15 protein-coding genes are annotated in these 22,949 nt (G+C 63.3%); 7 read left to right on the top strand and 8 right to left on the bottom strand.

Annotation, left to right across the window (positions count from 1 at the left end; all coding sequences use genetic code 11):
• Positions 1–46: 46 nt before the first annotated feature.
• The 6 genes from NP534_RS01675 to NP534_RS01650 form a co-directional block, all read right to left on the bottom strand.
• Positions 47–1,003, bottom strand: coding sequence for a glycosyltransferase family protein (locus tag NP534_RS01675; protein WP_095063881.1), 957 nt, complete (start codon positions 1,001–1,003; stop codon positions 47–49).
• A gap of 48 nt (positions 1,004–1,051) precedes the next feature.
• Positions 1,052–2,455, bottom strand: coding sequence for a PIG-L deacetylase family protein (locus NP534_RS01670; protein ID WP_274097554.1), 1,404 nt, complete (start codon positions 2,453–2,455; stop codon positions 1,052–1,054).
• Complete coding sequence (locus NP534_RS01665; RefSeq protein ID WP_274097537.1) at positions 2,452–3,348, bottom strand: antimicrobial resistance protein Mig-14; 897 nt, start codon at positions 3,346–3,348, stop codon at positions 2,452–2,454. Before NP534_RS01665 ends, NP534_RS01670 begins: the two co-directional genes overlap by 4 nt.
• Positions 3,348–4,478, bottom strand: coding sequence for a glycosyltransferase (locus NP534_RS01660; protein WP_274097536.1), 1,131 nt, complete (start codon positions 4,476–4,478; stop codon positions 3,348–3,350). The genes NP534_RS01665 and NP534_RS01660 overlap by 1 nt, the downstream gene beginning before the upstream one ends.
• Positions 4,462–6,219, bottom strand: a complete 1,758-nt coding sequence (locus NP534_RS01655; protein ID WP_027592485.1) for a carbamoyltransferase family protein — start codon at positions 6,217–6,219, stop codon at positions 4,462–4,464. The genes NP534_RS01660 and NP534_RS01655 overlap by 17 nt, the downstream gene beginning before the upstream one ends.
• A gap of 147 nt (positions 6,220–6,366) precedes the next feature.
• On the bottom strand, positions 6,367–7,203 hold the full coding sequence (locus tag NP534_RS01650) for a 23S rRNA (adenine(2030)-N(6))-methyltransferase RlmJ (protein WP_274097535.1): 837 nt from the start codon (positions 7,201–7,203) through the stop codon (positions 6,367–6,369).
• A gap of 167 nt (positions 7,204–7,370) precedes the next feature.
• Here NP534_RS01650 and NP534_RS01645 point away from each other — a divergent pair, with 167 nt between their 5' ends.
• On the top strand, positions 7,371–7,628 hold the full coding sequence (locus NP534_RS01645) for a hypothetical protein (protein WP_274097534.1): 258 nt from the start codon (positions 7,371–7,373) through the stop codon (positions 7,626–7,628).
• Positions 7,629–7,754: 126 nt separating this feature from the next.
• Here the strand turns inward: NP534_RS01645 and putP are convergent, their stop codons facing one another.
• Positions 7,755–9,233 (bottom strand): sodium/proline symporter PutP, encoded by a 1,479-nt coding sequence (gene putP / locus NP534_RS01640; protein WP_274097533.1) that lies wholly within the window; start codon positions 9,231–9,233, stop codon positions 7,755–7,757.
• Between the two features lie 356 nt (positions 9,234–9,589).
• Here putP and putA point away from each other — a divergent pair, with 356 nt between their 5' ends.
• The 4 genes from putA (at position 9,590) to NP534_RS01620 (ending at position 18,613) form a co-directional block, all read left to right on the top strand.
• The gene (putA, locus tag NP534_RS01635; protein ID WP_274097532.1) at positions 9,590–13,543 is read left to right on the top strand and encodes a trifunctional transcriptional regulator/proline dehydrogenase/L-glutamate gamma-semialdehyde dehydrogenase; all 3,954 of its coding nucleotides are present in this window, start codon (positions 9,590–9,592) and stop codon (positions 13,541–13,543) included.
• Positions 13,544–14,005: 462 nt separating this feature from the next.
• Positions 14,006–15,808: an acyl-CoA dehydrogenase gene (locus NP534_RS01630; RefSeq protein WP_274097531.1), complete on the top strand. Its 1,803-nt coding sequence runs from the start codon at positions 14,006–14,008 to the stop codon at positions 15,806–15,808.
• A 31-nt stretch (positions 15,809–15,839) separates the two neighbouring features.
• The gene (locus tag NP534_RS01625) at positions 15,840–17,282 is read left to right on the top strand and encodes a TldD/PmbA family protein (RefSeq protein ID WP_274097530.1); all 1,443 of its coding nucleotides are present in this window, start codon (positions 15,840–15,842) and stop codon (positions 17,280–17,282) included.
• Positions 17,282–18,613, top strand: a complete 1,332-nt coding sequence (locus NP534_RS01620) for a TldD/PmbA family protein (RefSeq protein ID WP_274097529.1) — start codon at positions 17,282–17,284, stop codon at positions 18,611–18,613. Before NP534_RS01625 ends, NP534_RS01620 begins: the two co-directional genes overlap by 1 nt.
• Positions 18,614–18,725: 112 nt before the next feature.
• Here the strand turns inward: NP534_RS01620 and NP534_RS01615 are convergent, their stop codons facing one another.
• Positions 18,726–19,811: an RHS repeat-associated core domain-containing protein gene (locus NP534_RS01615; protein ID WP_274097528.1), complete on the bottom strand. Its 1,086-nt coding sequence runs from the start codon at positions 19,809–19,811 to the stop codon at positions 18,726–18,728.
• Between the two features lie 198 nt (positions 19,812–20,009).
• Here NP534_RS01615 and mdtD point away from each other — a divergent pair, with 198 nt between their 5' ends.
• Positions 20,010–21,437, top strand: a complete 1,428-nt coding sequence (gene mdtD / locus NP534_RS01610) for a multidrug transporter subunit MdtD (protein WP_274097527.1) — start codon at positions 20,010–20,012, stop codon at positions 21,435–21,437.
• Positions 21,438–21,549: 112 nt separating this feature from the next.
• Positions 21,550–22,887 (top strand): ATP-dependent RNA helicase DbpA, encoded by a 1,338-nt coding sequence (dbpA, locus tag NP534_RS01605; RefSeq protein WP_236643895.1) that lies wholly within the window; start codon positions 21,550–21,552, stop codon positions 22,885–22,887.
• The last annotated feature ends 62 nt before the right edge of the window (positions 22,888–22,949 follow it).

Below are 22,949 nucleotides of genomic sequence, written 5' to 3'. Positions count from 1 at the left end.
GACAATCGACTTCCAGCACCCGCTCCGTAGGCACGAAAGTGCTTTATTAAATGCCCAGTTTCAGGCGTAGCCGCTGCCAGGCAGACAACGGCGGATGAGGCCTGAGCGCAGGGCGCATGTGGTCGACGATGCTACGTCCAACTTCACCGAAACTGAAACGAGAAACCGCCAGATGGCGGCCATTTTCAGCAATCCGCTGGGCCAGCGCAGGGTCGGCGCGCAAACTGCGCAGCTTTTCCTGGAGGGTCGGGATGCTGTCATAGAACACCACGTTGTGCATGTCCTGCAGGCCCAGGGCGCGGTTTTCTTCCTCGCCCTGGTCGAACGCCAGCAACACACAGCCACAGGCCATGGCCTCGAAGTTCTTGATCATGTACTCGCCCATGCCGACATCGGCACTGACGAAGAAACGAATACGGTTGAGCGTGTTGCAATAGTCCTCGCCCGACTTGGTGCGGGTCACCACCAGGTTCTCGACCCGCCCCAACTCGTCCAGCAGCGCCTTGCGCCCGCTGTAGGCAACGCTGTTGGTACTGCCGACGAACGCCAGGTCGATATCGCGCTCACGCCCCTGGTCGGTCAGCAGCTGCTCATCGTAGCCCTTGGGCACGAATACCGCGTCAAAGCCTTCCTGGCGCAGGCGCTCGCTGACCATGTAGCCCGAACTGATCACCCGCGCCCACGGCAGTTTGCGGTAATGCGCGCTGAACTTGCCGGTGTACTTGCAGGGGATGTAGTTCTGATAGGCGTCATGTTCGAGGATGACCAGGTTTGGCACCGTCTGGATGAACGCCACCTGGCGGATTTCCTGCTTGAAGCGCAGGAAGAACACGATGCGGTCGTAACGCTCCACCTGCACTTCACGCTTGAAGTAGCGGCGCAGGTTACGCTGGTCTTCACTGGTCAGCCAGCGCAGGTCACATTCGCAGTTGGCCGCGACGCCATCGTACAGGCGGTCGAGGATCGCCCGCTGTTCCTTCTGCACCAGAAATAAGACTTTCATTGCTTTCCTTGGGCGCGCTGCGCCATCGCGGTCAACCATGGGCATTGTTTACAGCTCACGGCGCCAGAACAGTTCATGCCGGCGCACAGCCTTGCGGAAGAATTCGTTTTCGCCATAGGGCGACGGCCTGCGCCCGGCCAGCCAGCGTTGCAACAATCGCCGCAGGCGGCGTTTGAACGGCGCGGGGGGCTGCAGGTCGTGCATCATGCCCAGGGCCATGGCCTTGTCGTGCTGGGTCGACACGTCCAGCACCAGCGAGCACGGTGCCCACGGCTGCTCGGCACTCAGTTGTGGCGGCAAGGCCACACCGTCGCCGCTGTCACCCATCGGCCAGCGGTCGTTGTCATGCAGGTGGTTGGCGTAGCACAGCAGCGTTTGCGGCTGCCACGCCAGGCCTTGCAAGGCTTCCAGCACGGCCGCCTGGGCACAGACATGATCGGGGTGCGGGTCGAGTTGCGGGTGCGGCATGACCAGCACCTCGGGCTTGGCCATTGCCAACAGCGCACGCAGGTCGGCCAGCAGGTTGTGCCAGGTCGGCGCACCGTCATTGTCGGCCGGCAGCGGGAACGGATTGAACTGGCGGAACGGGCGGATATCGGCCATGTCGGCTTCGCGTGAAGCCGCCGGTACATCTGGCGCGGCCTGCATGGTGGGCAGTTGCAGGCAGAAGTAGCCCAACTGCACGCAGCGCGATTGCGGCACACCAGCCCAGCGCGGCACGGCAATGCTGTCCCAGGCGCGCAAGCGCCCTTTCAGGCGCGCCGCCTCGGCCTTTCCCAGGCCCATTTTCTGATAGTGCTCGGCTTCGATCTCGCCGGCAGTCAGGGTGACCACCCAGGTTTCGTCAGCCTGGCTGTACAGCCCATAAGCCGCCAGCTCGGCATCATCGGCATGCGGCGCAATCACCATCACGCGGCGGCGCTGCAATTCGACCCTGGGGGTTATCCACAGGCGCGGTTCGCCCTGCAGCCGGCAATGGCGGCCACGCACACGCAGCGTGCCGGCTTTGAGCGGCAAGGCCATGCCGGTCAGGTTCAGGAAGCGAACCCCGTCGACGCCGCGCTCGAAAGTTTGCCGATCACTCAGCGCATCCGCAGAAAGCTCCACCCGCGGGTCGAGAAAGCGCCCCAGCCAGGTGCTCTTTATCCGCAGCTCCAGGACGAGGGTCTCGTCACCTTGCAGTGTCGCATCGGCCTGCAGCAGCCCACCCTGCAGGCTGGCCGCCGCCGCGCGAGTTTGCTCACCGAAGTTGTAGGCGTAATCCTCACCGGGTGCGTAGAACAAGTGATCGGCGAACCAGGCCTCATGGGCGGCCCAGACCAACGGCAGCAACAACAGCGGCAGCCACCACCAGGCCAGTACCCCCAGCGCGATCAGTGCGACCAGGCCGGCAAGCAGGCCCAGGCGCTTGTTGCGCCGATGGCGCTTGAGCAATTGCTGCTTGCGGCTCACGCCTGGAACACCGGCACGGGGTTGCACCAGCGATCCTTGTACTCACGGTCGGCACGGCCGAACGAGAACCGCAGTGGCTTGTTACATGCGCGGGCGTCTTCCCAGGCTGCCTGGGTGTTGAGGAAGCTCAGCACGCTACCGGGGCTGAATGCCTTGGTCTCGGGGTCGACGCCGCCGTTGACGTACTCGACGCTGATCCACTCGGGCGCTTCGACCCGGTACACCAGCTGAATCGCGATCGGCTTGTCGTCCAGCAGCAGCACCGAACCGATCAGCAGCTCGCGCAAACGCTCGAGCACCTCGGCCAGGCGCTCGGCGCCGGTAGCCGGGAAGCCCCAGCGGCGCTGGAACAGGTCACGGTACATGGCGGCGATCTGGCTGGCGTCGAAGTCACTGATCGGCCGCACCACCCCGCCCGCCTCTTCCAGCAGGCGCAACTCGCGGCGCTGGTTGTAGCGGAACTTTTTCGACAGGTCTTCATGAGCGCGGGCCATGGCCAACTGCTCGGTCTGTGCCTTGAGGCCAGTGAAACGACCCTGGTTCAGCTCGGACAGGTAACGCGCGGCATGGCGCAGCGGCGCGCTGGCATCGGCGGCGGCCGGCAGGATGATCTCGGCATTGCCCAGGTCGAACAGGCCTTTCTTGCCCGCGCGCTTGAGCACGTCCTTGGACAGCGCCAGGTGGCGCCCCCAGGTCGGGATCGCCGCTTTCAGCTCGCCGTCTTGCAGCCAACCCAGGTAGCGCACGGGGATCTGCGCCAACTCGGCCAACTGCTCGACCACCCGCGGATGAGTGGCAACGCTGCCACCAAACCGCGCCCATGCCTCGGCATATGCCTTGGCGTCGATGACTTGCCAGCCGCGCTCGCGGAAGGCTTGAATACGATTGAGCATCACGCCTTCGCCACCAAGGCACGCACCTGCGGCAGTTGCCAGAAGGCTTCGCGTACCGCCGAATCGGAGAAGCGCTGGTGCAGGCGTTGCAGCATGTGCTCGGCGCACGCCTCGCGCTGTTGGTCGTCTAGCGCGGCCATGTGCTTCAGGCCTTGAGCCAGCTGCGCAGCATCGCCAAGCGGGAACAGCACACCCACACCCTCGACCACTTCGCGTGCCCCACCACAGGCCGTGGCCAGCAGTGGTACGCCCGCGACCATGGCTTCGAGCAGGACCATGCCGAACGGCTCATGGTCGGAACTCAGGGCAAACACATCGAACGCCTTGAAATAGCGCCGCGCGTCCGGCACCTGGCCGAGGAAATCCACCTGGCCGGCAATGCCGAGCTCGGCCGCCAATGCCTTGAGTTGGGCTTCGAGGCGGCCTTTACCCAGAATCGCCAGGCGCGCGCCTGCGGGGAGCCCCGGCAGCGCTTCGGCAAAACCACGCAACAGCGTGGCCTGGTCCTTGTCCGGGTGCAGGCGCCCGACATTGCCGACAATCCACGCCTGAGGGTCCAGGCCAAGGGCCTGGCGCGCCGCTTCACGCGGCACCAATGCCGCTTGCAGGGCTTGGATGTCGATACGGTTGTACAGAGTCTGGATGCGTTCGGCCGGCCACTGCGGCAGGCAACGGCGCATGTCGTCACGCACCGCATCCGAAACACCCAGCAGGCTCAGGCGCTTGCTGAACAGGTTGGCAAACAGCCGCCGCCCCTTGCGCTGATAGTCGCCAAAGGCATGGTGCACACCGATTACCGGTAGGCCGGTACCCAGCAATGCCACATAGATCGGCTTGAACCGGTGGGCGATGCAGAAACTGAAATTGCGCTCGGTAGCAATCCGCCGCAAGGCGCGGATGGCGCCGAGCTTCAGGCCACGCACAGCCTTGGAGCTGAACTCCAGGAACAGCACCTCGTCCGACGCGCAGCCCGCCGCAACCTGCGGGTCGGCGGCGCCGGTGAGAAATACCGTGGTGACCTGGTAGCCACGCCCCTGAAACAGGCTGGCGTACTGACGGGCACAGTCCAGGAACGGCCCGTCATAGCCATGGCAGAACTGCAGGATGCGCGGTTCAGAGCGGCTGGTCATACGCGGCCGCGCCGTCCTTCACTACCAGGATGTCTTCCATGATCAGGTACTGCAGGTCCGAGCCAAAGAACATGTTCAAGGCATCGGTCGGCGAGCAGATCATCGGTTCACCACGGCGGTTCAGCGAGGTGTTCAGCGAGACGCCGTTGCCGGTCAGGTTTTCCAGCGCCTTCATCATGTCGTAGTAGCGCGGGTTGTACTCGCGCTTGAGCACCTGAGCACGCGAAGTGCCGTCCTCGTGGACCACTTCCGGCACACGGGTTTTCCACTCTTCAGCCACTTCGAAGGTGAAGGTCATGAATGGCGCCGGGTGGTCGACCTTGATCATCTGCGGCGCGACGGTGTCGAGCATCGACGGGCAGAAAGGCCTCCAGCGCTCGCGGAACTTGATCTGGTGGTTGATACGGTCAGCCACGCCTTCGACGCTCGGGCAACCGATGATCGAACGACCGCCCAGGGCGCGCGGGCCGAACTCCATACGGCCCTGGAACCAGGCCACCGGGTTGCCGTCGACCATGATCTTGGCGATCTGCTCTGGCATGTTGTCGAGCTTGCGCCACTTCGGCTGGTCCGGGTGACGGGCGCAGGCGGCGATCACGTCCTCGTTGGAGTACGACGGGCCGAGGTAGACGTGTTCCATCTTCTCGACCGGCACGCCACGGGCGTGGGAAACATAAGCAGCAGCACCCACCGCAGTACCGGCGTCACCGGATGCGGGCTGGACGAACAGCTCCTTCACATCCGGGCGGGCGATGATCTTCTGGTTGAGCTTGACGTTCAGCGCGCAGCCACCGGCGAAAGCCAGCTTGCCAGTCTGCTTCAAGGTGTCGCCCAGGTAATGGTCGATCATCTGCAGGGCCAGCTTTTCGAACAGCGCCTGCATGCTGGCTGCGTAGTGGATGTACGGCTCGTCGGCAATGTCGCCTTCGCGCTTGGGGCCCAGCCATTCGATCAGCTTCGGCGAGAAGTAGAAACCCTTGCCCTTCTCTTTATAGCGGCGCAGGCCGATGACGTTGGCGTATTCGGTGTTGATCACCAACTCGCCGTTCTCGAAGCTGGCCAGGCGCGAGAAGTCATACTTGCTGGCATCGCCGTACGGCGCCATGCCCATGACCTTGAACTCGCCGTCGAGCATCTCGAAACCGAGGAACTCGGTGATCGCGCCATACAGGCCGCCCAGGGAGTCCGGGTCGAAGAACTCCTTGATCTTGTGGATCTTGCCGTTTTCGCCGTAGCCGAAGAAGGTGGTGGCGTACTCGCCCTTACCGTCGATGCCGAGGATCGCGGTCTTTTCCTTGAAGCCCGAGCAGTGGTAGGCGCTGGAGGCGTGGGCCAGGTGGTGCTCGACCGGCTCGATCTTGACCTTTTTCGGGTCGAAGCCCAGTTGCTCCAGGCACCAGACGATCTTCTTGCGGTAGCGCTTGTAGCGGCGGTTGCCCATCAGGATCGCGTCGAGGGCGCGGTCCGGGGCGTACCAGTAACGCTTGGCATAGTGCCAGCGGGCCTTGCCGAACAGGCTGATCGGGGCAAACGGAATGGCTACCACGTCGACGTCGGACGGTTTGATGCCCGCCTGCTCCAGGCAGAACTTCGCCGACTCGTAGGGCATGCGGTTCTTCGCATGCTTGTCACGCACGAAGCGCTCTTCTTCGGCGGCGGCAATCAGCTTGCCGTCAATGTACAGGGCCGCGGAAGGGTCATGGCTAAGGGCGCCGGACAGGCCAAGAATCGTCAATGCCAAGGGATTAGCCTCTTCATTCGGTAGAGATGCGCCAGCGGCCTCATGGGCAGGTGGCGGCTAAAAGGCGGGATTATAACGCAAACCAGAACGACACACCGCCCCTTGTAGGGGCGGCGGCGCGGCAAATCTGCAGCGGTGGGCAGTGCCTTATTCGGCGATCAGCCAGTCCATCCGGTAGCTGCCAGCGGTCTGCGCCAGCTCCTTGGCCAGCCAAGGCAGCAGCTCCTTGAGCTCCTCTTCAAGGCCCCACGGCGGGTTGGCAATGGCCAGGCCAGAGCCATTCAGCCCCTGCGGGCTGTCCTGGTGGTGCACGTACAACTCGACCCGCAGCAGCTTCGGCGCACCGGTACTGGTGAGGTCCTGGTAGAACCGGGTGAGCGAGCGCTGGTCCTTGATCGGGTACCAAATGGCAGCGACGGTCTGGCGCATGCGGCCAATCGCCTCTTTCAGCGAGCTGGTGCAGCGCTTGAGCTCGTCAGCCTGCTCGAATGGCGGGTCGATCAGCATGATCGCGCGCTTTTCCTGCACCGGCAGCAACGCCCGCGGTACATGCCAACCCTCACCCAGGTGCACCACCACGCGCGGGTCTTTCTTCATGTTCTCTTTGAGCAGCGGCCCGTCTTCAGGGTGCTTCTCGTTGAGCAACGCCCGGTCCTGCTGACGCATCAGGCGGCGAGCCAGTTCTGGCGACCCAGGGTAGTAGCGCAATTCGCCATCGGCATTCAGGCGCTTGATGACACGCAGGTAGTCGGCGGCCATCGCCGGGACATCATCGCGATTCCACAAGCGTGCAACACCTTCGAGGTATTCACCGGTACGGGTCGCCTGGTCGCCCTGCAGGTCGTACAGACCGAGGCCGGCGTGGGTGTCTATATAGGCGAACGGCTGCTCCTTGCGCGACATCAGGGCGATGAGGCGGGTCAGCACGATGTGCTTGAGAACGTCGGCATGGTTGCCGGCGTGGAAGGCGTGACGATAGTTCATGGCAACTCCTGCGGGGGTGGCAAGTTTACCTCGTAAGACCGGCGGAGTCAGGTACGGGCACGCACAGTTCATCCACCCACCTCACCCCATGTCAGGTAGCCATTCCTCGTTCTTCACCTCAGGCATGGAGCTCAAACTAGCGCTTCCATTATCAAGGAGTACCTGACATGAAAGCTTCCATCACGTTCGACAACACCGAAACACCACTGGTACACGGCGACCTCGGTATCGCCAATGTGCCGTACACCGCTGTACTCGAAATCACCAAGCCCGATGGCACGACCGACAACCTGGTCGTAGGGTCCTCGCAAAGCACAAAGTGGTCGATGAACCTGGATAGTTACGCTCCTGGCGATTACGACGCGCTGATCCGCCCAAGGGAAGCAAACGCGTTTGAAGCAACCCGAGTGAAGTTCTCGCTGTAAGCAGGCTTCACTGAAAAGCAAGCGGCCCGAACAATCTGATTGTTCGGGCCGCTTGCTTTTACCGGGCCAACGCCCAGCGGATCCTAACCAGGCAGTCAGCAGCAAAGCTGACTGTCGGCACAAGGGTTACTTGTCAGCGTGATACGCCGCATCAGCAGTCTCGAAGCGCTGCACCATCGCCTGCGATGGGCTACCCAGCTTGCTCACCAGAATGATGGCGATGCTGGCCAACAGGAAGCCCGGGATGATTTCGTACAGACCCCAGACATCGATCTGCTTCCACACGATCACGGTCAGCGCACCCACCACGATACCGGCCAGGGCACCGTTACGGGTCATGCCCTTCCACAGTACCGAGATCAGCACCACCGGACCAAAGGCAGCACCGAAGCCTGCCCAGGCATAAGCCACCAGGCCCAGTACACGGTTGTCCGGGTCGGCTGCCATGGCGATGGCGATCAGCGCCACGGCCAGCACCATCAGGCGGCCAATCCAGACCAGCTCGCGCTGCGAGGCATTCTTGCGCAGGAAGGCTTTATAGAAGTCTTCGGTCAAGGCACTGGAGCAAACCAGCAACTGGCAGCTCAGGGTGCTCATCACCGCCGCCAGGATGGCCGACAGCAGCACACCGGCGATCCATGGGTTGAACAGGATCTTCGCCAGCTCGATGAACACGCGCTCGCGGTTCTCGGTGACCGGGCCTGCCAGGTCAGGGTGCGCCGAGAAGTAGGCGATGCCGAAGAAGCCCACGGCGCAAGTGCCGGCCAGGCACAGGATCATCCAGGTCATGGAAATGCGACGTGCCTTGGCGATCGACTTGACCGAATCGGCGGCCATGAAGCGCGCCAGGATGTGCGGCTGCCCGAAGTAACCCAGCCCCCAGCCCATCAGCGAGATGATGCCGACGAAGGTTGCACCTTTGAGCATGTCGAAGTTGGCCGGGTTCTGCGCCTCGATGGCCAGGAAGGTGGTGTCGACGCCACCGGTGGAGATCAGCACGATGATCGGGGTAAGGATCAGCGCGAAGATCATCAGCGATGCCTGCACGGTATCGGTCCAGCTCACCGCCAGGAAACCACCGACGAAGGTATAGGCGATGGTCGCCGCAGCACCGGCCCACAGCGCGGTCTCATACGGCATGCCGAAGGTGCTTTCGAACAGACGAGCACCGGCCACGATGCCAGAGGCGCAATAGATGGTGAAGAACACCAGGATGACGATGGCCGAGATGATCCGCAGCAGGCCGCTTTGGTCTTCGAAACGGCTGGCGAAGTAGTCCGGCAGCGTCAGTGCATCGCCGTTGTGCTCGGTTTGCACCCGCAGGCGGCCGGCAACGAACAGCCAGTTCAGGTAGGCACCAACGGTCAGGCCGATGGCGATCCAGGCTTCGGAAAGGCCCGAGAAGTAGATGGCGCCCGGCAGGCCCATCAACAGCCAGCCGCTCATGTCGGAGGCACCGGCGGAAAGCGCGGTAACCACACTGCCCAAGCTGCGCCCGCCAAGGATGTAGTCGGAAAGGTTATTGGTGGCGCGATAGGCGGCGAAGCCGATCAGCACCATTGCCGCGATGTAGATCACGAAGGTGATCGTTAGTGGATTGCCCATGCGTGTGCCCTGGCGTTTGTTTTTATTTCATGCACAACCACAACGAGGTGGTTGCACCCAGGCGACGAATCCTATGCAACAACCCAAACGAGGTGCAACCATTTTTCTTCTTCTAGTTGCACCTACTTATGCATTTTCAGTTATTGCCTACTTTTTGCTCCTTTTTGGAGCAAAAACCGCGTTTTTCAGATTAAAACGCACCATAAACAACCCTTTATTAAGTGTAGGAATGTTCGCCGGACGAGTTGCACCTTTTCTGCCAAAAAAACGGGTTGCACCTGGTTGCACCCGAATTGTCCTACAGATACTCTTGGCGTCAGCTTAGGCCACAACCGTGGCAATAACGAGGATAAGAAATGGCGACGACCACCCTTGGGGTCAAACTTGATGACCCTACCCGTGAGCGACTCAAAGCAGCTGCGCAGTCCATCGACCGCACGCCGCACTGGTTGATCAAGCAAGCGATCTTCAACTACCTGGAGAAGCTCGAGGGTGGCGCCACCCTGACCGAACTCAACGGTCAGGCCAGCAACCTGGCCGACGACGCCGGTGAAATCCAGCCCGACCATGCTCACCAGTGCTTCCTCGAGTTCGCCGAGAGCATCCTGCCGCAATCGGTCCTGCGTTCGGCCATCACTGCCGCCTATCGCCGCCCCGAGCAGGAAGTTATCCCAATGCTGCTGGAGCAGGCTCGCCTGAGCGCGCCGCTGGCAGAGGCCACCAACAAACTGGCCGCCGGCATCGCCGAGAAACTGCGCAACCAGAAGAGCGCAGGCGGGCGTGCCGGCATCGTCCAGGGGCTGCTGCAAGAGTTCTCGCTGTCGTCCCAGGAAGGTGTGGCACTGATGTGCCTGGCCGAAGCCTTGCTGCGCATCCCCGACAAAGGCACCCGTGACGCGCTGATCCGCGACAAGATCAGCAACGGCAACTGGCAGCCGCACCTGGGCAACAGCCCGTCGCTGTTCGTCAACGCCGCCACCTGGGGGCTGTTGCTGACCGGCAAGCTGGTGTCTACCCATAATGAGTCCGGCCTGACCTCGTCGCTTACCCGCATCATCGGCAAAAGCGGCGAGCCGATGATCCGCAAGGGCGTCGACATGGCGATGCGCCTGATGGGCGAGCAGTTTGTCACCGGCGAAACCATCGCCGAAGCCCTGGCCAACGCCAGCCGTTTCGAGGCCAAGGGTTTCCGTTATTCCTACGACATGCTCGGCGAAGCCGCACTGACCGAGCACGACGCCCAGAAGTACCTGGCGTCCTACGAGCAGGCCATCCACTCGATCGGCAAAGCCTCCCATGGCCGCGGCATCTATGAAGGCCCGGGCATCTCGATCAAGCTGTCGGCGCTGCACCCACGCTACAGCCGCGCCCAGTACGAGCGCGTGATGGAAGAGCTGTACCCGCGCCTGCTGTCGCTGACCCTGCTGGCCAAGCAATACGACATCGGCCTGAACATCGACGCCGAAGAGGCCGACCGCCTGGAGCTGTCGCTCGACCTGCTCGAGCGCCTGTGCTTCGAGCCTTCGCTGGCTGGCTGGAACGGCATTGGTTTCGTTATCCAGGCCTACCAGAAGCGCTGCCCGTACGTCATCGACTATGTCATCGACCTGGCCAAGCGCAGCCGCCACCGCCTGATGATCCGCCTGGTGAAAGGCGCCTACTGGGACAGCGAGATCAAGCGCGCCCAGGTTGAAGGCCTGGAAGGCTACCCGGTCTATACCCGCAAGGTGTACACCGACGTTTCCTACGTTGCCTGTGCACGCAAGCTGCTGGCAGTACCCGAAGCCATCTACCCGCAGTTCGCCACGCATAACGCCCACACCCTGTCGGCCATCTACCACATCGCCGGCCAGAACTATTACCCAGGCCAGTACGAGTTCCAGTGCCTGCACGGCATGGGCGAGCCACTGTACGAACAAGTGGTCGGCAAGATCTCCGAAGGCAAGCTGAACCGCCCGTGCCGCGTGTACGCGCCGGTCGGCACCCACGAAACCCTGCTGGCCTACCTGGTCCGCCGCCTGCTGGAGAACGGCGCCAACACCTCGTTCGTCAACCGCATTGCCGACCACTCCATCTCTATCCAGGAACTGGTCGCCGACCCGGTCGCCAGCATCGAGCGCATGGGCACCCAGGAAGGCAGCCTCGGCCTGCCGCACCCGCGCATTCCGCTGCCGCGTGAGCTGTATGGCAGCGAGCGGGCCAACTCGGCCGGTATCGACATGGCCAACGAACACCGCCTGGCGTCGCTGTCCTGCGCCATGCTGGCCACCGCCCACAACGACTGGAAAGCCACCCCGCTGCTGGCCTGCGCCGCCAGTGAAGCAGCCGCAGCACCGGTACTCAACCCGGCAGACCATCGCGACGTGGTCGGCCATGTTCAGGAAGCCACCGTTGCCGACGTCGACAGCGCCATCCAATGCGCACTCAACGCCGCGCCGATCTGGCAGGCCACCCCGCCCGCAGAGCGCGCTGCGATCCTTGAGCGCACCGCCGACCTGATGGAGGCCGAGATCCAGCCGCTGATGGGCCTGCTCATCCGCGAAGCCGGCAAGACCTTCGCCAACGCCATCGCCGAAGTGCGCGAGGCCGTGGACTTCCTGCGCTACTACGCAGTGCAGGCACGCAATGATTTCAGCAACGACGCCCACCGCCCGCTGGGCCCGGTGGTGTGCATCAGCCCGTGGAACTTCCCGCTGGCGATCTTCACTGGCCAGGTGGCCGCAGCCCTGGCAGCCGGTAACCCGGTCTTGGCCAAGCCTGCCGAGCAGACCCCGCTGATCGCGGCCCAGGCCGTGCGCCTGCTGCTTGAGGCCGGTATTCCCGAAGGCGTCCTGCAACTGCTGCCAGGCCGTGGCGAGACCGTGGGTGCTGGCCTGGTCGGTGACGAGCGCGTCAAAGGCGTGATGTTCACCGGCTCCACCGAAGTCGCCCGCCTGCTGCAGCGCAACGTCGCCGGGCGCCTGGACAACCAGGGCCGGCCGATCCCGCTGATCGCCGAAACCGGCGGCCAGAACGCGATGATTGTCGACTCCTCGGCACTGACCGAGCAGGTGGTGATCGATGTGGTGTCCTCGGCCTTCGACAGCGCCGGCCAGCGTTGCTCGGCCCTGCGCGTGCTGTGCCTGCAGGAAGATTCTGCCGACCGCGTGATCGAAATGCTCAAGGGTGCCATGGCCGAAAACCGCCTGGGCAACCCGGACCGCCTGGCCGTGGATATCGGCCCGGTGATCGATGCCGAAGCCAAGGCGGGTATCGAAAAACACATCCAGGGCATGCGTGAAAAAGGCCGCTCGGTGTACCAGGTCGCCATCGCCGATGCTGGCGAGGTCAAGCGCGGCACCTTCGTCATGCCGACCCTGATCGAGCTGGACAGCTTCGATGAGCTCAAGCGCGAGATCTTCGGCCCGGTGCTGCACGTGGTGCGCTACAACCGCCGCAACCTCGACCAGTTGATCGAGCAGATCAACAACTCCGGCTACGGCCTGACCCTCGGCGTGCACACCCGCATCGACGAGACCATCGCCAAGGTGGTGGAGAACGCCAACGCCGGCAACATGTACGTCAACCGCAACATCGTTGGTGCGGTGGTGGGCGTGCAGCCGTTCGGTGGTGAAGGCCTGTCTGGTACCGGCCCGAAAGCTGGTGGCCCGCTGTACCTGTACCGCCTGCTGTCGACCCGCCCGGCTGACGCGATTGGCCGTCACTTCCAGCATCAGGATGGCGAAGGCAAGCCGGACCGTACGCTGCACGAGCAGTTGATCAAGCCGCTGCACAGCCTCAAGGCCTGGGCCGAGAGCAACCAGCAGGCCGACCTGGCCGCGCTGTGCACACAGTTCGCCGGCCAGTCGCAGAGCGGCATCGCCCGCCTGCTGCCAGGGCCTACCGGCGAGCGCAACAGCTACACCATCCTGCCGCGCGAGCACGTGCTGTGCCTGGCGGACAACGAGGCTGACCTGCTGGCGCAGTTTGCCGCGGTGCTGGCCGTTGGCAGCTCGGCGGTGTGGGTGGATGGCGAGCCAGGCAAAGGCCTGCGCGGCCGCCTGCCGAAGGAGCTGCAGGGCAAGGTCAAGCTGGTGGCGGACTGGAACAAGGATGACGTGGCGTTCGATGCCGTGATCCACCATGGCGACTCGGACCAGCTGCGTGGCGTTTGCCAGCAGGTGGCCAAGCGCGCCGGGGCGATCGTCGGGGTGCACGGGTTGTCCAGCGGGGATCATCAGATTGCATTGGAGCGGTTGGTGATTGAGCGGGCGGTGAGTGTGAATACCGCTGCTGCTGGGGGTAATGCCAGCTTGATGACCATTGGTTGATAGCTGACGGTTGGTGAAGAAGGAGAGCTTAGGCTCTCCTTTTTTTATGGGTTTGGTGTTACGGCCACCAGGTGCATGCCACCGGCTTCTCGGGCGCGCTCGCGATCGAGCGCCGCCCGCGCGGCGCATCGCGAGCCAGCTCGCTCCTACATTTGTTTCGGGCCAATTATTCCTGAGGTATTGGCGCGCGGCCCCTTGGTGCCTGTCTCGATATCGCGTCGTACAAACAAGGCGGTCGCGCGCAAATGCCACAGGCCTCACTGGCCCGAAACAAATGTAGGAGCGAGCTGGCTCGCGATGCGCCGCGCGGGCGGCGCTCGATCTCAGGACCAGCAAATACGTCACGGCTAGCGCCTGCCCGCCCCCAAACCTTCTAAACCCATATCACCCCCACCTATTAACCTGTCTCCCACCTCTATTTAAATCCTAGACTCGGTCCAACCCCGCCCAAGGACCGCCCCGATGCCCGAGACCCTGCTCAGCCCCCGCAACCTCGCCTTCGAACTCTACGAAGTGCTCGACGCCGAAGCCCTGACCCAGCGCCCGCGCTTCGCCGAGCACAGCCGCGAAACCTTCGACGCTGCCCTGACCACCGCCCGCACCATCGCCGAAAAGTACTTCGCGCCCCACAACCGCAAGGCCGACGAAAACGAGCCGCGCTATGTGGACGGCCGCGCCGAGCTGATCCCGGAGGTCAAACCGGCAGTCGATGCCTTCCTCGATGCGGGGTTTCTCAACGCCAACCGCGACTTCGAAGCCGGCGGCATGCAACTGCCCAGCCTGGTCTCGCAAGCCTGCTTCGCCCACTTCCAGGCTGCCAACGCCGGCACCACGGCCTACCCGTTCCTGACCATGGGCGCGGCCAACCTGATCGAGAGCTTCGGCAGCGAGGAGCAAAAGCGCCTGTTCCTGCAGCCGATGATCGAAGGCCGCTACTTCGGCACTATGGCGCTGACCGAACCGCATGCCGGGTCTTCACTGGCCGATATCCGCACCCGCGCCGAACCCGCCGGCGATGGCAGCTACCGGATCAAGGGCAACAAGATCTTCATCTCCGGCGGCGACCACGAACTGTCGGAAAACATCGTGCACATGGTCCTGGCCAAGCTGCCGGACGCACCGCCCGGCGTGAAGGGCATCTCGCTGTTCATCGTGCCCAAGTACCTGGTCAATCCGGATGGCAGCCGTGGCGAACGCAACGACGTGCTGCTGGCTGGCCTGTTCCACAAGATGGGCTGGCGCGGCACCACCTCTACCGCGCTCAACTTCGGTGACAACGGCCAGTGCGTCGGCTACCTGGTCGGCCAGCCGCACCAGGGCCTGGCCTGCATGTTCCAGATGATGAACGAGGCACGTATCGGCGTCGGCATGGGCGCGGTGATGCTCGGTTATGCCGGCTACCTGTATTCGCTGGAGTACGCCCGCCAACGGCCGCAGGGGCGCCTGCCAGACAGCAAGGACCCGCAGAGCCCCGCCGTCCCTATCATTGGGCACAGCGACGTCAAGCGCATGCTGCTGACCCAAAAAGCCTACGTGGAAGGCGCCTTCGACCTGGGCCTGTACGCCGCGCGCCTGTTCGACGACACCCAGACCGCCGACGACCAGAGCACCCGGCAACAGGCCCAGACACTGCTCGACCTGTTGACCCCGATCGTCAAATCCTGGCCCTCGGCGTTCTGCCTCAAAGCTAACGAACTGGCCATCCAGATCCTCGGCGGGCACGGCTACACCCGCGAATACCCGGTCGAGCAGTATTACCGCGACAACCGCCTGAACCCGATCCACGAGGGCACTGAGGGCATCCAGTCACTCGACCTGCTCGGCCGCAAGCTGGCGCAACACAACGGCGCCGGGCTCAAGCATCTGATTCGCCTGATCGCCAGCACGGCCGAGCGCGCCAGCCACCACCCCGGCCTCGATACCCTGCGCCAGCCACTGGAGCAACTGGTCAATCGCCTGCAAGCCGTCACCCTCGCCCTGCTGGGCGATCTGGCCCAGGGCAAGGTCAGCGCCGCCCTGGCCAACTCGGCCCTGTACCTGAAGGCGTTCGGCCATTGCGTGATCGGTTGGCGCTGGCTGGAGCAAGCCATCCACGCTGAACTTGGCCTGCTCAAGGGCAATGCCGCAGACCGCGACTTCTACCAGGGCAAACTGCAGGCCGCCCGTTATTTCCTCACCTGGGAAGTGCCTGGCTGCCATAATGAGCTGGCATTGCTCGAGGCCCGCGACGATACGTGCCTGAGCATGCGAGAGGAGTGGTTCTAGGGGGAGCCACCACTGACTCGGAGGTTCCCGCATGTTCGATTCCAGCGCCCTGCTGCGCCAGCGGTTCGCCGCGCTGCGCAGCACGGCGGAGTTGTTTTCCCTGCGCCATGTGAAACAGTCGCACCAGGCGCTGTCGGTGCGCCGCAATGTTACCGAGCCACCGTTCTTCAGCCAGGACGAGGGCGCCATGCTCACCGTGCGGGTCAATGGCGTGGAGGCTTATGCAGCCACCGCAGACTTGTCCCAGCACGGTCTGCAACAGGCACTCGAACGCGCCGAAGCCCTGGCCCGGCAGCTCGCCGGGCATAGCCTGCTGGACCTGCGCGAGCAACCGGTGACCAGCGCGCGCCACGACCACGTTTCGCCCCACTTCGATCAGCCTTTGCCCAGCCTTGCCGACTGCCTCGGCCTGCTCGCCGCCGAATCGGCCAGCGTGCCCAGCGACAGCCGCCTGGTGGACTGGCAGGCCGGCCTGGGCATGAGCGTGGTCGAGCAAAGCTACCTCAACTCTGCCGGCGCCGAACTGCGCCACGCCCAGCGCTTCCTGTTCCCAGGCCTGAGCGTGACCGCCAGCGACGGCCAGGACAGCCAGAGCCGCAGCCTGGGCCGGGACAACTTCGGCCAGCAGGGCGGTTTCGAGATCGTCGAGCGCTGCGGCCTGGTCGGCGCCGCCAGCCGCGTCGCCGACGAAGCGCTGCAACTGCTGCTGGCACCCAATACACCCAGCGGCCCGCGCGACCTGCTGCTGATGCCCGACCAGATGATGCTGCAGATTCACGAGTCCATCGGCCACCCGCTGGAGATGGACCGCATTCTCGGCGACGAGCGCAACTACGCCGGCACCAGCTTCGTCAAAGCCAGCGACTTCGGCCACCTGCAATACGGCTCGGCGCTGCTCAACGTGACCTTCGACCCTACCATCGACGAAGAGCTGGCCAGCTACAGCTACGACGATGACGGCACCCAGGCCAGCAAGCAATTCCTGATCCGCGACGGCCTGCTGCTGCGCCCATTGGGCGGCGCCCTGTCGCAGTTCCGCTCGGGCCTGGACGGCGTGGCCAACAGCCGTGCCTGTGGCTGGAACCGCGCACCGATCGACCGCATGGCCAACCTCAACATCGAGCCAGGCGACTGCTCGCTGGCACAATTGGTCAAGGGCATCGAGCACGGCATCCTGATGCGCACCAACCGCTCGTGGTCCATCGACGATGCACGCAACAAGTTCCAGTTCGGCTGCGAGTGGGGCCAACTGATCGAGAACGGCGAACTCAAGGGCATCGTCAAAAACCCCAACTACCGCGGCATCTCGGCGCAGTTCTGGCGCAACCTGTCGGCAGTCGGCGACCGCAGCACCTTCCAGGTGCTGGGCACGCCCAACTGCGGCAAAGGCGAACCCAACCAGGTGGTACGGGTCGGCCACGCCTCGCCGGCCTGCGTGTTCCGCCAGATCGACGTATTCGGAGGCGACGCCTGATGAGCGCCACACCCCAGCAACGCTTCGAAACCCTGCTTGGCGCCCTGCGCGACACCCTTCAGGTGGGCGAGCAGTTCACCCTTGGTTACAGCGCCGAACAGTCGCAGTTCATCCGCTTCAACCACGCCCAGGTGCGTCAGGCCGGCGAGGTCAGCCAGGCCAGCGTGCAATTGCGCCTGATGCGTGACGGCCGCCAGGCCGAGCAGCAGATCACCCTGGGCGATGATGCCGTGCTGGACCGCACGCGCCTGGCCGATGCCCTCAGTCAACTGCGCCAGACCCTGCCGCTGTTGCCGGTCGACCCCTACCTGCGCCTGGACGATACCCCATGGCACAGCCATAGCCAGCAGGATCACCCACTGCCGGAACTGGATGAGGTCCTTGCCCTGATCGAACGTGAAGCCGGCGACCTGGACTTGGTCGGTATCTATGCCGCCGGGCCGATCTGTCGCGGTTTCGCCAGCTCGTTCGGCGCCTTCGGCTGGCACCAGGCCAACAGTTTCAACATGGACTGGAGCCTGTTCCACAGCAACGGCCAAGCAGTGAAAGCCAACTATGCCGGGCAGGTGTGGCACGCCGACGACTTCACCGCCCGCCTGCGCCAGGCCCGCGAACAGCTGGCCTTCCTCGGCCGCCCGGCGATTACCTTGAAGCCGGGCAGCTACCGCGCCTACCTGGCGCCTGCGGCCATGGACGAAATTGCCGGCATGCTGTGCTGGGGCGGTTTTTCCGCGCAGGCGCTGGTCACTGGCAACAGCGCCCTGCAGCGTCTGTACAACGGCGATGCCCGCTTGAGCCCGCTGGTCAGCTTCGACGAGCAGGTCAGCGGCTCGCTGAGCCCGGCGTTCTCGGATGAGGGCTCACCGCGCGTCGATGTGCCGCTGATCACCCAAGGCCAGGCCGTACAGCGCTTGATCAGCGCGCGTAGCGCGGCCGAGTTCGCACTGCAGGCCAATGGCGCCGACAGCTACGAGTCGCCCTGCGCCTTGAGCCTGGCGCCGGGTAACCTGGCCAGTGAGGCGATCCTCGAACGGCTTGGCACCGGGCTATATATCAGCAACCTGTGGTACCTGAACTACTCGGACCTGCCAGCGGCGCGCATGACCGGCCTGACCCGCTTTGCCACCTTCTGGGTGGAGAATGGCGAGGTTCAGGGGCCGGTGAGCACCATGCGCTTCGATGACAGCCTGTACAGCCTGCTGGGCAACCAACTGGAAGACTTGACCCGCGAGCGCAAGATGATCCTTTCCACCAGTACCTATGGACAGCGCAGCACCGGGTCGAGTCATTTGCCGGGGGCTCTGGTCAAAGGCCTTACCCTGACATTGTGAAGAAGAGATGTACCTCTTCGCGGGCTCAAGCAGCCCACGAAGAGGTTTCGAAACCGGGCCACACAGAATGCGTGTCCTCGCCGAGCAATATCATAGCCTCCTGACTTTTTGCCTAACCGTACGTTTTTCGAATGGTTTCTATGTCCTTCAACAGCGCCTGTACTCTAGACGAGTTAAGAATTTCAGGTATGGGCTGCAGACGTCTAACAGGCTGGTTCGTTTGTAAAATATTGCTCTTGAATTCAGAAAGTGCCGCCTGAAGTTTCGTTTCATGCGCAACCGTCATCCCGGTGTAAAACAGGCTAACTTCGCTGCGACCCCGACTGGAAGTTGGCAGCGTTTGGTAAATAGAAATATGCCTGGAAGCTTGCCCTTTCACTACAGCGCCAATGACACTTTCTACAGCTTGGGCTGAAACACCAGCCGCCAAACCTGGATTTTCCAATACGGTCTGTTTCATGTATTTATCAAAAGACCTTGAAAAAAAACTAGCCGTTTTATTTGCAATAGAATCAAACTGAATCGCCCCGGAACTCAGCCCAGCCATCCCACTCGACAAAAAGCGCTTATCCAAATACCCGAAATTGAATTCACTGCCATCCAAAGACTTGATCACTGCGGAGCTGCCGTGCAATTTTATTGCTAGGCTATTCATTTTCCCCAGCTGTTGACCTGCTAAGAATTGAAGATTAGGAACTCCAGCCCGTCCGCTCGGATCAATAAGATTGATGGGGTCTCCTCGACAATAAGCGTAGCCATTAGTACCTGCCAAGGTGAAGGGGCCAGATTTATCGGGCGAGCAGAAGCGTCGAAGGTTGGGACTGTAAAAACGCTCGCCATTACCTAGCACGTAGGTCTTCTGCAGGGGTACGCAGTGCTCACCATTAAAGCCCAAAACAAGCTCACGCCCTTTAGCCACTCCGTCGCAGCCGTAAGCGTCGTAACAGAGCACCTGATAGCCTGTATCAGTACTGATCACCCTGATCACTGATGTAGAAACGTCTGTCGCCATCAATTGCCTACGACCTCTGTCGCTCAGCGCAAGCGGTATTCGACCAGACCGCAGAACGCGTTCAGCCCCTCTATCGCCCATCAGCACGCACAAGTACCCATTTTGATAAAAAAAAAGCATGTGATCAGCCCTCGCCAGCTCAGTCCCGCGTCCCCTCGCATGCAGTCGTGAGGTGGTAACCTGCATGCCATCACACCGCCTTCTACAATCAACCTATATCGTCGAGGGTTCAACTAGCAAAAGTGATGGGGCCACCTGATTTATCTGGCGCAACGTAATGCAGTCACAGTCCAGAAACCCGCTATGTTCCAAGGAGATTTCACCGCCATTCACATTGGCACGTGAGACTGCCTAGGCCAACCCAGGACATGATTTGAGGATCAAATGCCCGAACGCACCCCGCTCGACCCCGTCACCGCCCGCTGGATCCCGTGGGTAGTGGCCATCGCTTTCTTCATGCAGTCCCTGGACGGCACCATCCTCAACACCGCGCTGCCGGCCATGGCCCGCTCGCTGGAAGAGGACCCGCTGCGCATGCAAGGCGTGATCATCGCCTACATGCTCACCGTGGCCTTGCTGATCCCCGCCTCCGGCTGGATCGCCGACCGCTTCGGCACCAAGCGCATCTTCTTCAGCGCCATCCTGCTGTTCAGCTTCGGCTCGCTGCTGTGCGCGGCCGCCAACAGCCTGGGCTTTCTGATTTTGGCGCGGGTCGTCCAGGGCCTGGGCGGCGCGCTGATGCTGCCGGTCGGGCGGCTGGTGGTGCTGCGCGCCTATCCACGCACCGAACTGGTGCGCATCATGAGTTTCATCACCATCCCCGGCCTGCTCGGCCCCCTGCTCGGCCCCACGGTCGGCGGCTGGCTGGTGGAGATCCTCAGCTGGCACTGGATCTTCCTGCTCAACCTGCCGGTGGGCGCCATCGGTTGCTATGCCGTGTGGAAGTTCATCCCCGACCTGCGCGGTGCCGAGCGCACCAGCTTCGATGGCCCGGGTTTTCTGCTGTTCGGCGCGGCGATGGTGCTGATCACCATCGCCATGGAAGGCCTGGGCGAGTTGCACCTGCCGCACCTGCGGGTGATGTTGCTGCTGTTCGCCGGCATGGCCTGCCTGGCCGCGTACTGGCTGCGTGCCGGGCGCGACCCAGAGCCGCTGTTCTCGCCCAGCCTGTTCCGTGTACGCACCTTTGCCATCGGCATCCTCGGTAACCTGTTCGCCCGCCTGGGCAGCGGTGCCCTGCCGTTCCTGGTGCCCTTGCTGTTGCAGGTGGCGTTGGGCTATTCGCCGGCCCAGGCCGGCATGAGCATGATCCCGCTGGCAGCGGCGGCGATGCTCGCCAAGTCCATCGCCCGGCCGCTGATCGAGCGCCTTGGCTACCGCATCATCCTCACCGGCAACACCCTGCTGCTGGGGATGCTGCTGGCCAGCCTGGGGCTGATCGACGAACAGACCCCCTACGCCGTACTGCTGATACACCTGGGCCTGCTCGGCGCGGTCAACTCCATGCAGTTCACGGCCATGAACACGGTGACCCTGATCGACCTCGACGATGCCAGCGCCAGCAGCGGCAACAGCCTGCTATCGGTGGTCGCCCAGCTGGCCCTGAGCCTGGGCGTGGCCTGCGCCGGGGCATTGCTCGGCGGCTTCACCGCCGCGGGCAGTGCCGATGGCGTGGAAAGCACCTTGGGGGCGTTCCAGCTGACTTTCGTCACCATCGGCATCATGTCGATGCTGGCAGCGGCGATCTTCCTGCAACTGGCGCCGACAGACGGAAGGCGTGCCCGTCGTCCGGAACAACACATGGAGTCGTAGGGCGAATGGCCATGAGGCTGGTAGACTGTGCGGCATTTTTCGCTTCGCTACACAGGCCCGCCTCGTGACCACCGAAACCACCGCCTTTGCCACTCTGCCGCTGTCCGCCGCCATGCTGGCCAACCTGGACGCCCTCGGCTATGCCTCGATGACGCCGATCCAGGCCCAGAGCCTGCCGGTCATCCTCAGGGGCCAGGACCTGATCGCCCAGGCCAAGACCGGCAGCGGCAAGACCGCTGCGTTCGGCATCGGCCTGCTGAACCCGATCAACCCGCGTTACTTCGGTTGCCAGGCACTGGTGTTGTGCCCGACCCGCGAACTGGCTGACCAGGTCGCCAAAGAGCTCCGCCGCCTGGCCCGTGCCGAGGACAACATCAAGATCCTGACCCTGTGTGGCGGCGTCTCGCTCGGCCCGCAGATCGCCTCGCTGGAGCACGGTGCGCACATCATCGTCGGCACCCCAGGGCGCATCCAGCAGCACCTGGAAAAGGGCACGCTGGTACTCGACGGGCTCAACACCCTGGTGCTGGACGAAGCCGACCGCATGCTCGACATGGGCTTCTTCGACGCCATCGCCAGCATCATCGGCAAGACCCCGGCGCGTCGCCAGACCCTGCTGTTCTCGGCCACCTACCCGGCCGGCATCGAGCAACTGGCCGCAGACTTCATGCGCAAGCCGCAGCAGGTCAAGGTCGAAAGCCTGCACACCGACAACCAGATCGAACAACGCTTCATCGAAATCGACGCACAGCAGCGCCTGGATGCGGTGACCCGCGTGCTCGGCCACTACCGCCCACAATCGTGCGTGGCGTTCTGCTTCACCAAGCAGCAGTGCGAAGACGTGGTCGCCCACCTCACGGCCAAAGGTATCGTCGCCCAGGCCCTGCACGGTGACCTCGAACAGCGCGACCGCGACCAGGTGCTGGCGATGTTCGCCAACCGCAGCAGCTCGGTGCTGGTGGCGACCGACGTGGCCGCACGCGGCCTGGACATCGACGGCCTGGACATGGTGCTCAACGTCGAACTGGCGCGGGATGCCGAAATCCATGTGCACCGCGTCGGCCGCACCGGCCGTGCGGGTGAGAAAGGCGTTGCGGTCAGCCTGGTGGCCCCGGCCGAAGGGCATCGCGCCCAGGCCATCGAGGCACTGCAGAAGAGCCCGTTGCGCTGGGACCAGCTCGACAGCCTGAAAAACAAGGGCGGTGAGCCGCTGCTGCCGGTGATGAGCACCTTGTGCATCGCTGCCGGACGCAAGGACAAGCTGCGCCCGGGTGACATCCTGGGGGCGCTGACCGGTGATGCCGGCATCCCGGGCAAGCAAGTGGGCAAGATCGCCATCTTCGACTTCCAGGCCTTTGTGGCGGTAGAGCGAGCACTGGCCAAGCAGGCCATGCAGCGGCTGAACAGCGGCAAGATCAAGGGCCGCGTTCTGAAAGTTCGTATTCTCTGAAATCCTTTGGGGTCGCTTTGCGGCCCGTTCGCGACACAAGGCCGCTCCTACAGGGGCATGCA

It is taken from the genome of Pseudomonas sp. 39004, from assembly GCF_028682155.1.
In the GTDB taxonomy this organism is placed as follows: domain Bacteria; phylum Pseudomonadota; class Gammaproteobacteria; order Pseudomonadales; family Pseudomonadaceae; genus Aquipseudomonas; species Aquipseudomonas capeferrum.
The sequence above is the reverse complement of the archived record's forward strand: the minus strand, read 5'-3'. Positions and strand labels throughout refer to the sequence as shown.

Excerpts from the sequence above, each read along its gene's own strand:
- putA (WP_274097532.1), top strand. The coding sequence starts at position 9,590 with ATGGCGACGACCACCCTTGGGGTCAAACTTGATGACCCTACCCGTGAG.
- NP534_RS01615 (WP_274097528.1), bottom strand. The coding sequence starts at position 19,811 with ATGCAGGTTACCACCTCACGACTGCATGCGAGGGGACGCGGGACTGAG.
- NP534_RS01620 (WP_274097529.1), top strand. The coding sequence starts at position 17,282 with ATGAGCGCCACACCCCAGCAACGCTTCGAAACCCTGCTTGGCGCCCTG.
- dbpA (WP_236643895.1), top strand. The coding sequence starts at position 21,550 with ATGCTGGCCAACCTGGACGCCCTCGGCTATGCCTCGATGACGCCGATC.
- NP534_RS01660 (WP_274097536.1), bottom strand. The coding sequence starts at position 4,478 with ATGACCAGCCGCTCTGAACCGCGCATCCTGCAGTTCTGCCATGGCTAT.
- NP534_RS01630 (WP_274097531.1), top strand. The coding sequence starts at position 14,006 with ATGCCCGAGACCCTGCTCAGCCCCCGCAACCTCGCCTTCGAACTCTAC.
- NP534_RS01675 (WP_095063881.1), bottom strand. The coding sequence starts at position 1,003 with ATGAAAGTCTTATTTCTGGTGCAGAAGGAACAGCGGGCGATCCTCGAC.
- NP534_RS01625 (WP_274097530.1), top strand. The coding sequence starts at position 15,840 with ATGTTCGATTCCAGCGCCCTGCTGCGCCAGCGGTTCGCCGCGCTGCGC.
- NP534_RS01650 (WP_274097535.1), bottom strand. The coding sequence starts at position 7,203 with ATGAACTATCGTCACGCCTTCCACGCCGGCAACCATGCCGACGTTCTC.
- putP (WP_274097533.1), bottom strand. The coding sequence starts at position 9,233 with ATGGGCAATCCACTAACGATCACCTTCGTGATCTACATCGCGGCAATG.
- NP534_RS01665 (WP_274097537.1), bottom strand. The coding sequence starts at position 3,348 with ATGCTCAATCGTATTCAAGCCTTCCGCGAGCGCGGCTGGCAAGTCATC.
- mdtD (WP_274097527.1), top strand. The coding sequence starts at position 20,010 with ATGCCCGAACGCACCCCGCTCGACCCCGTCACCGCCCGCTGGATCCCG.
- NP534_RS01645 (WP_274097534.1), top strand. The coding sequence starts at position 7,371 with ATGAAAGCTTCCATCACGTTCGACAACACCGAAACACCACTGGTACAC.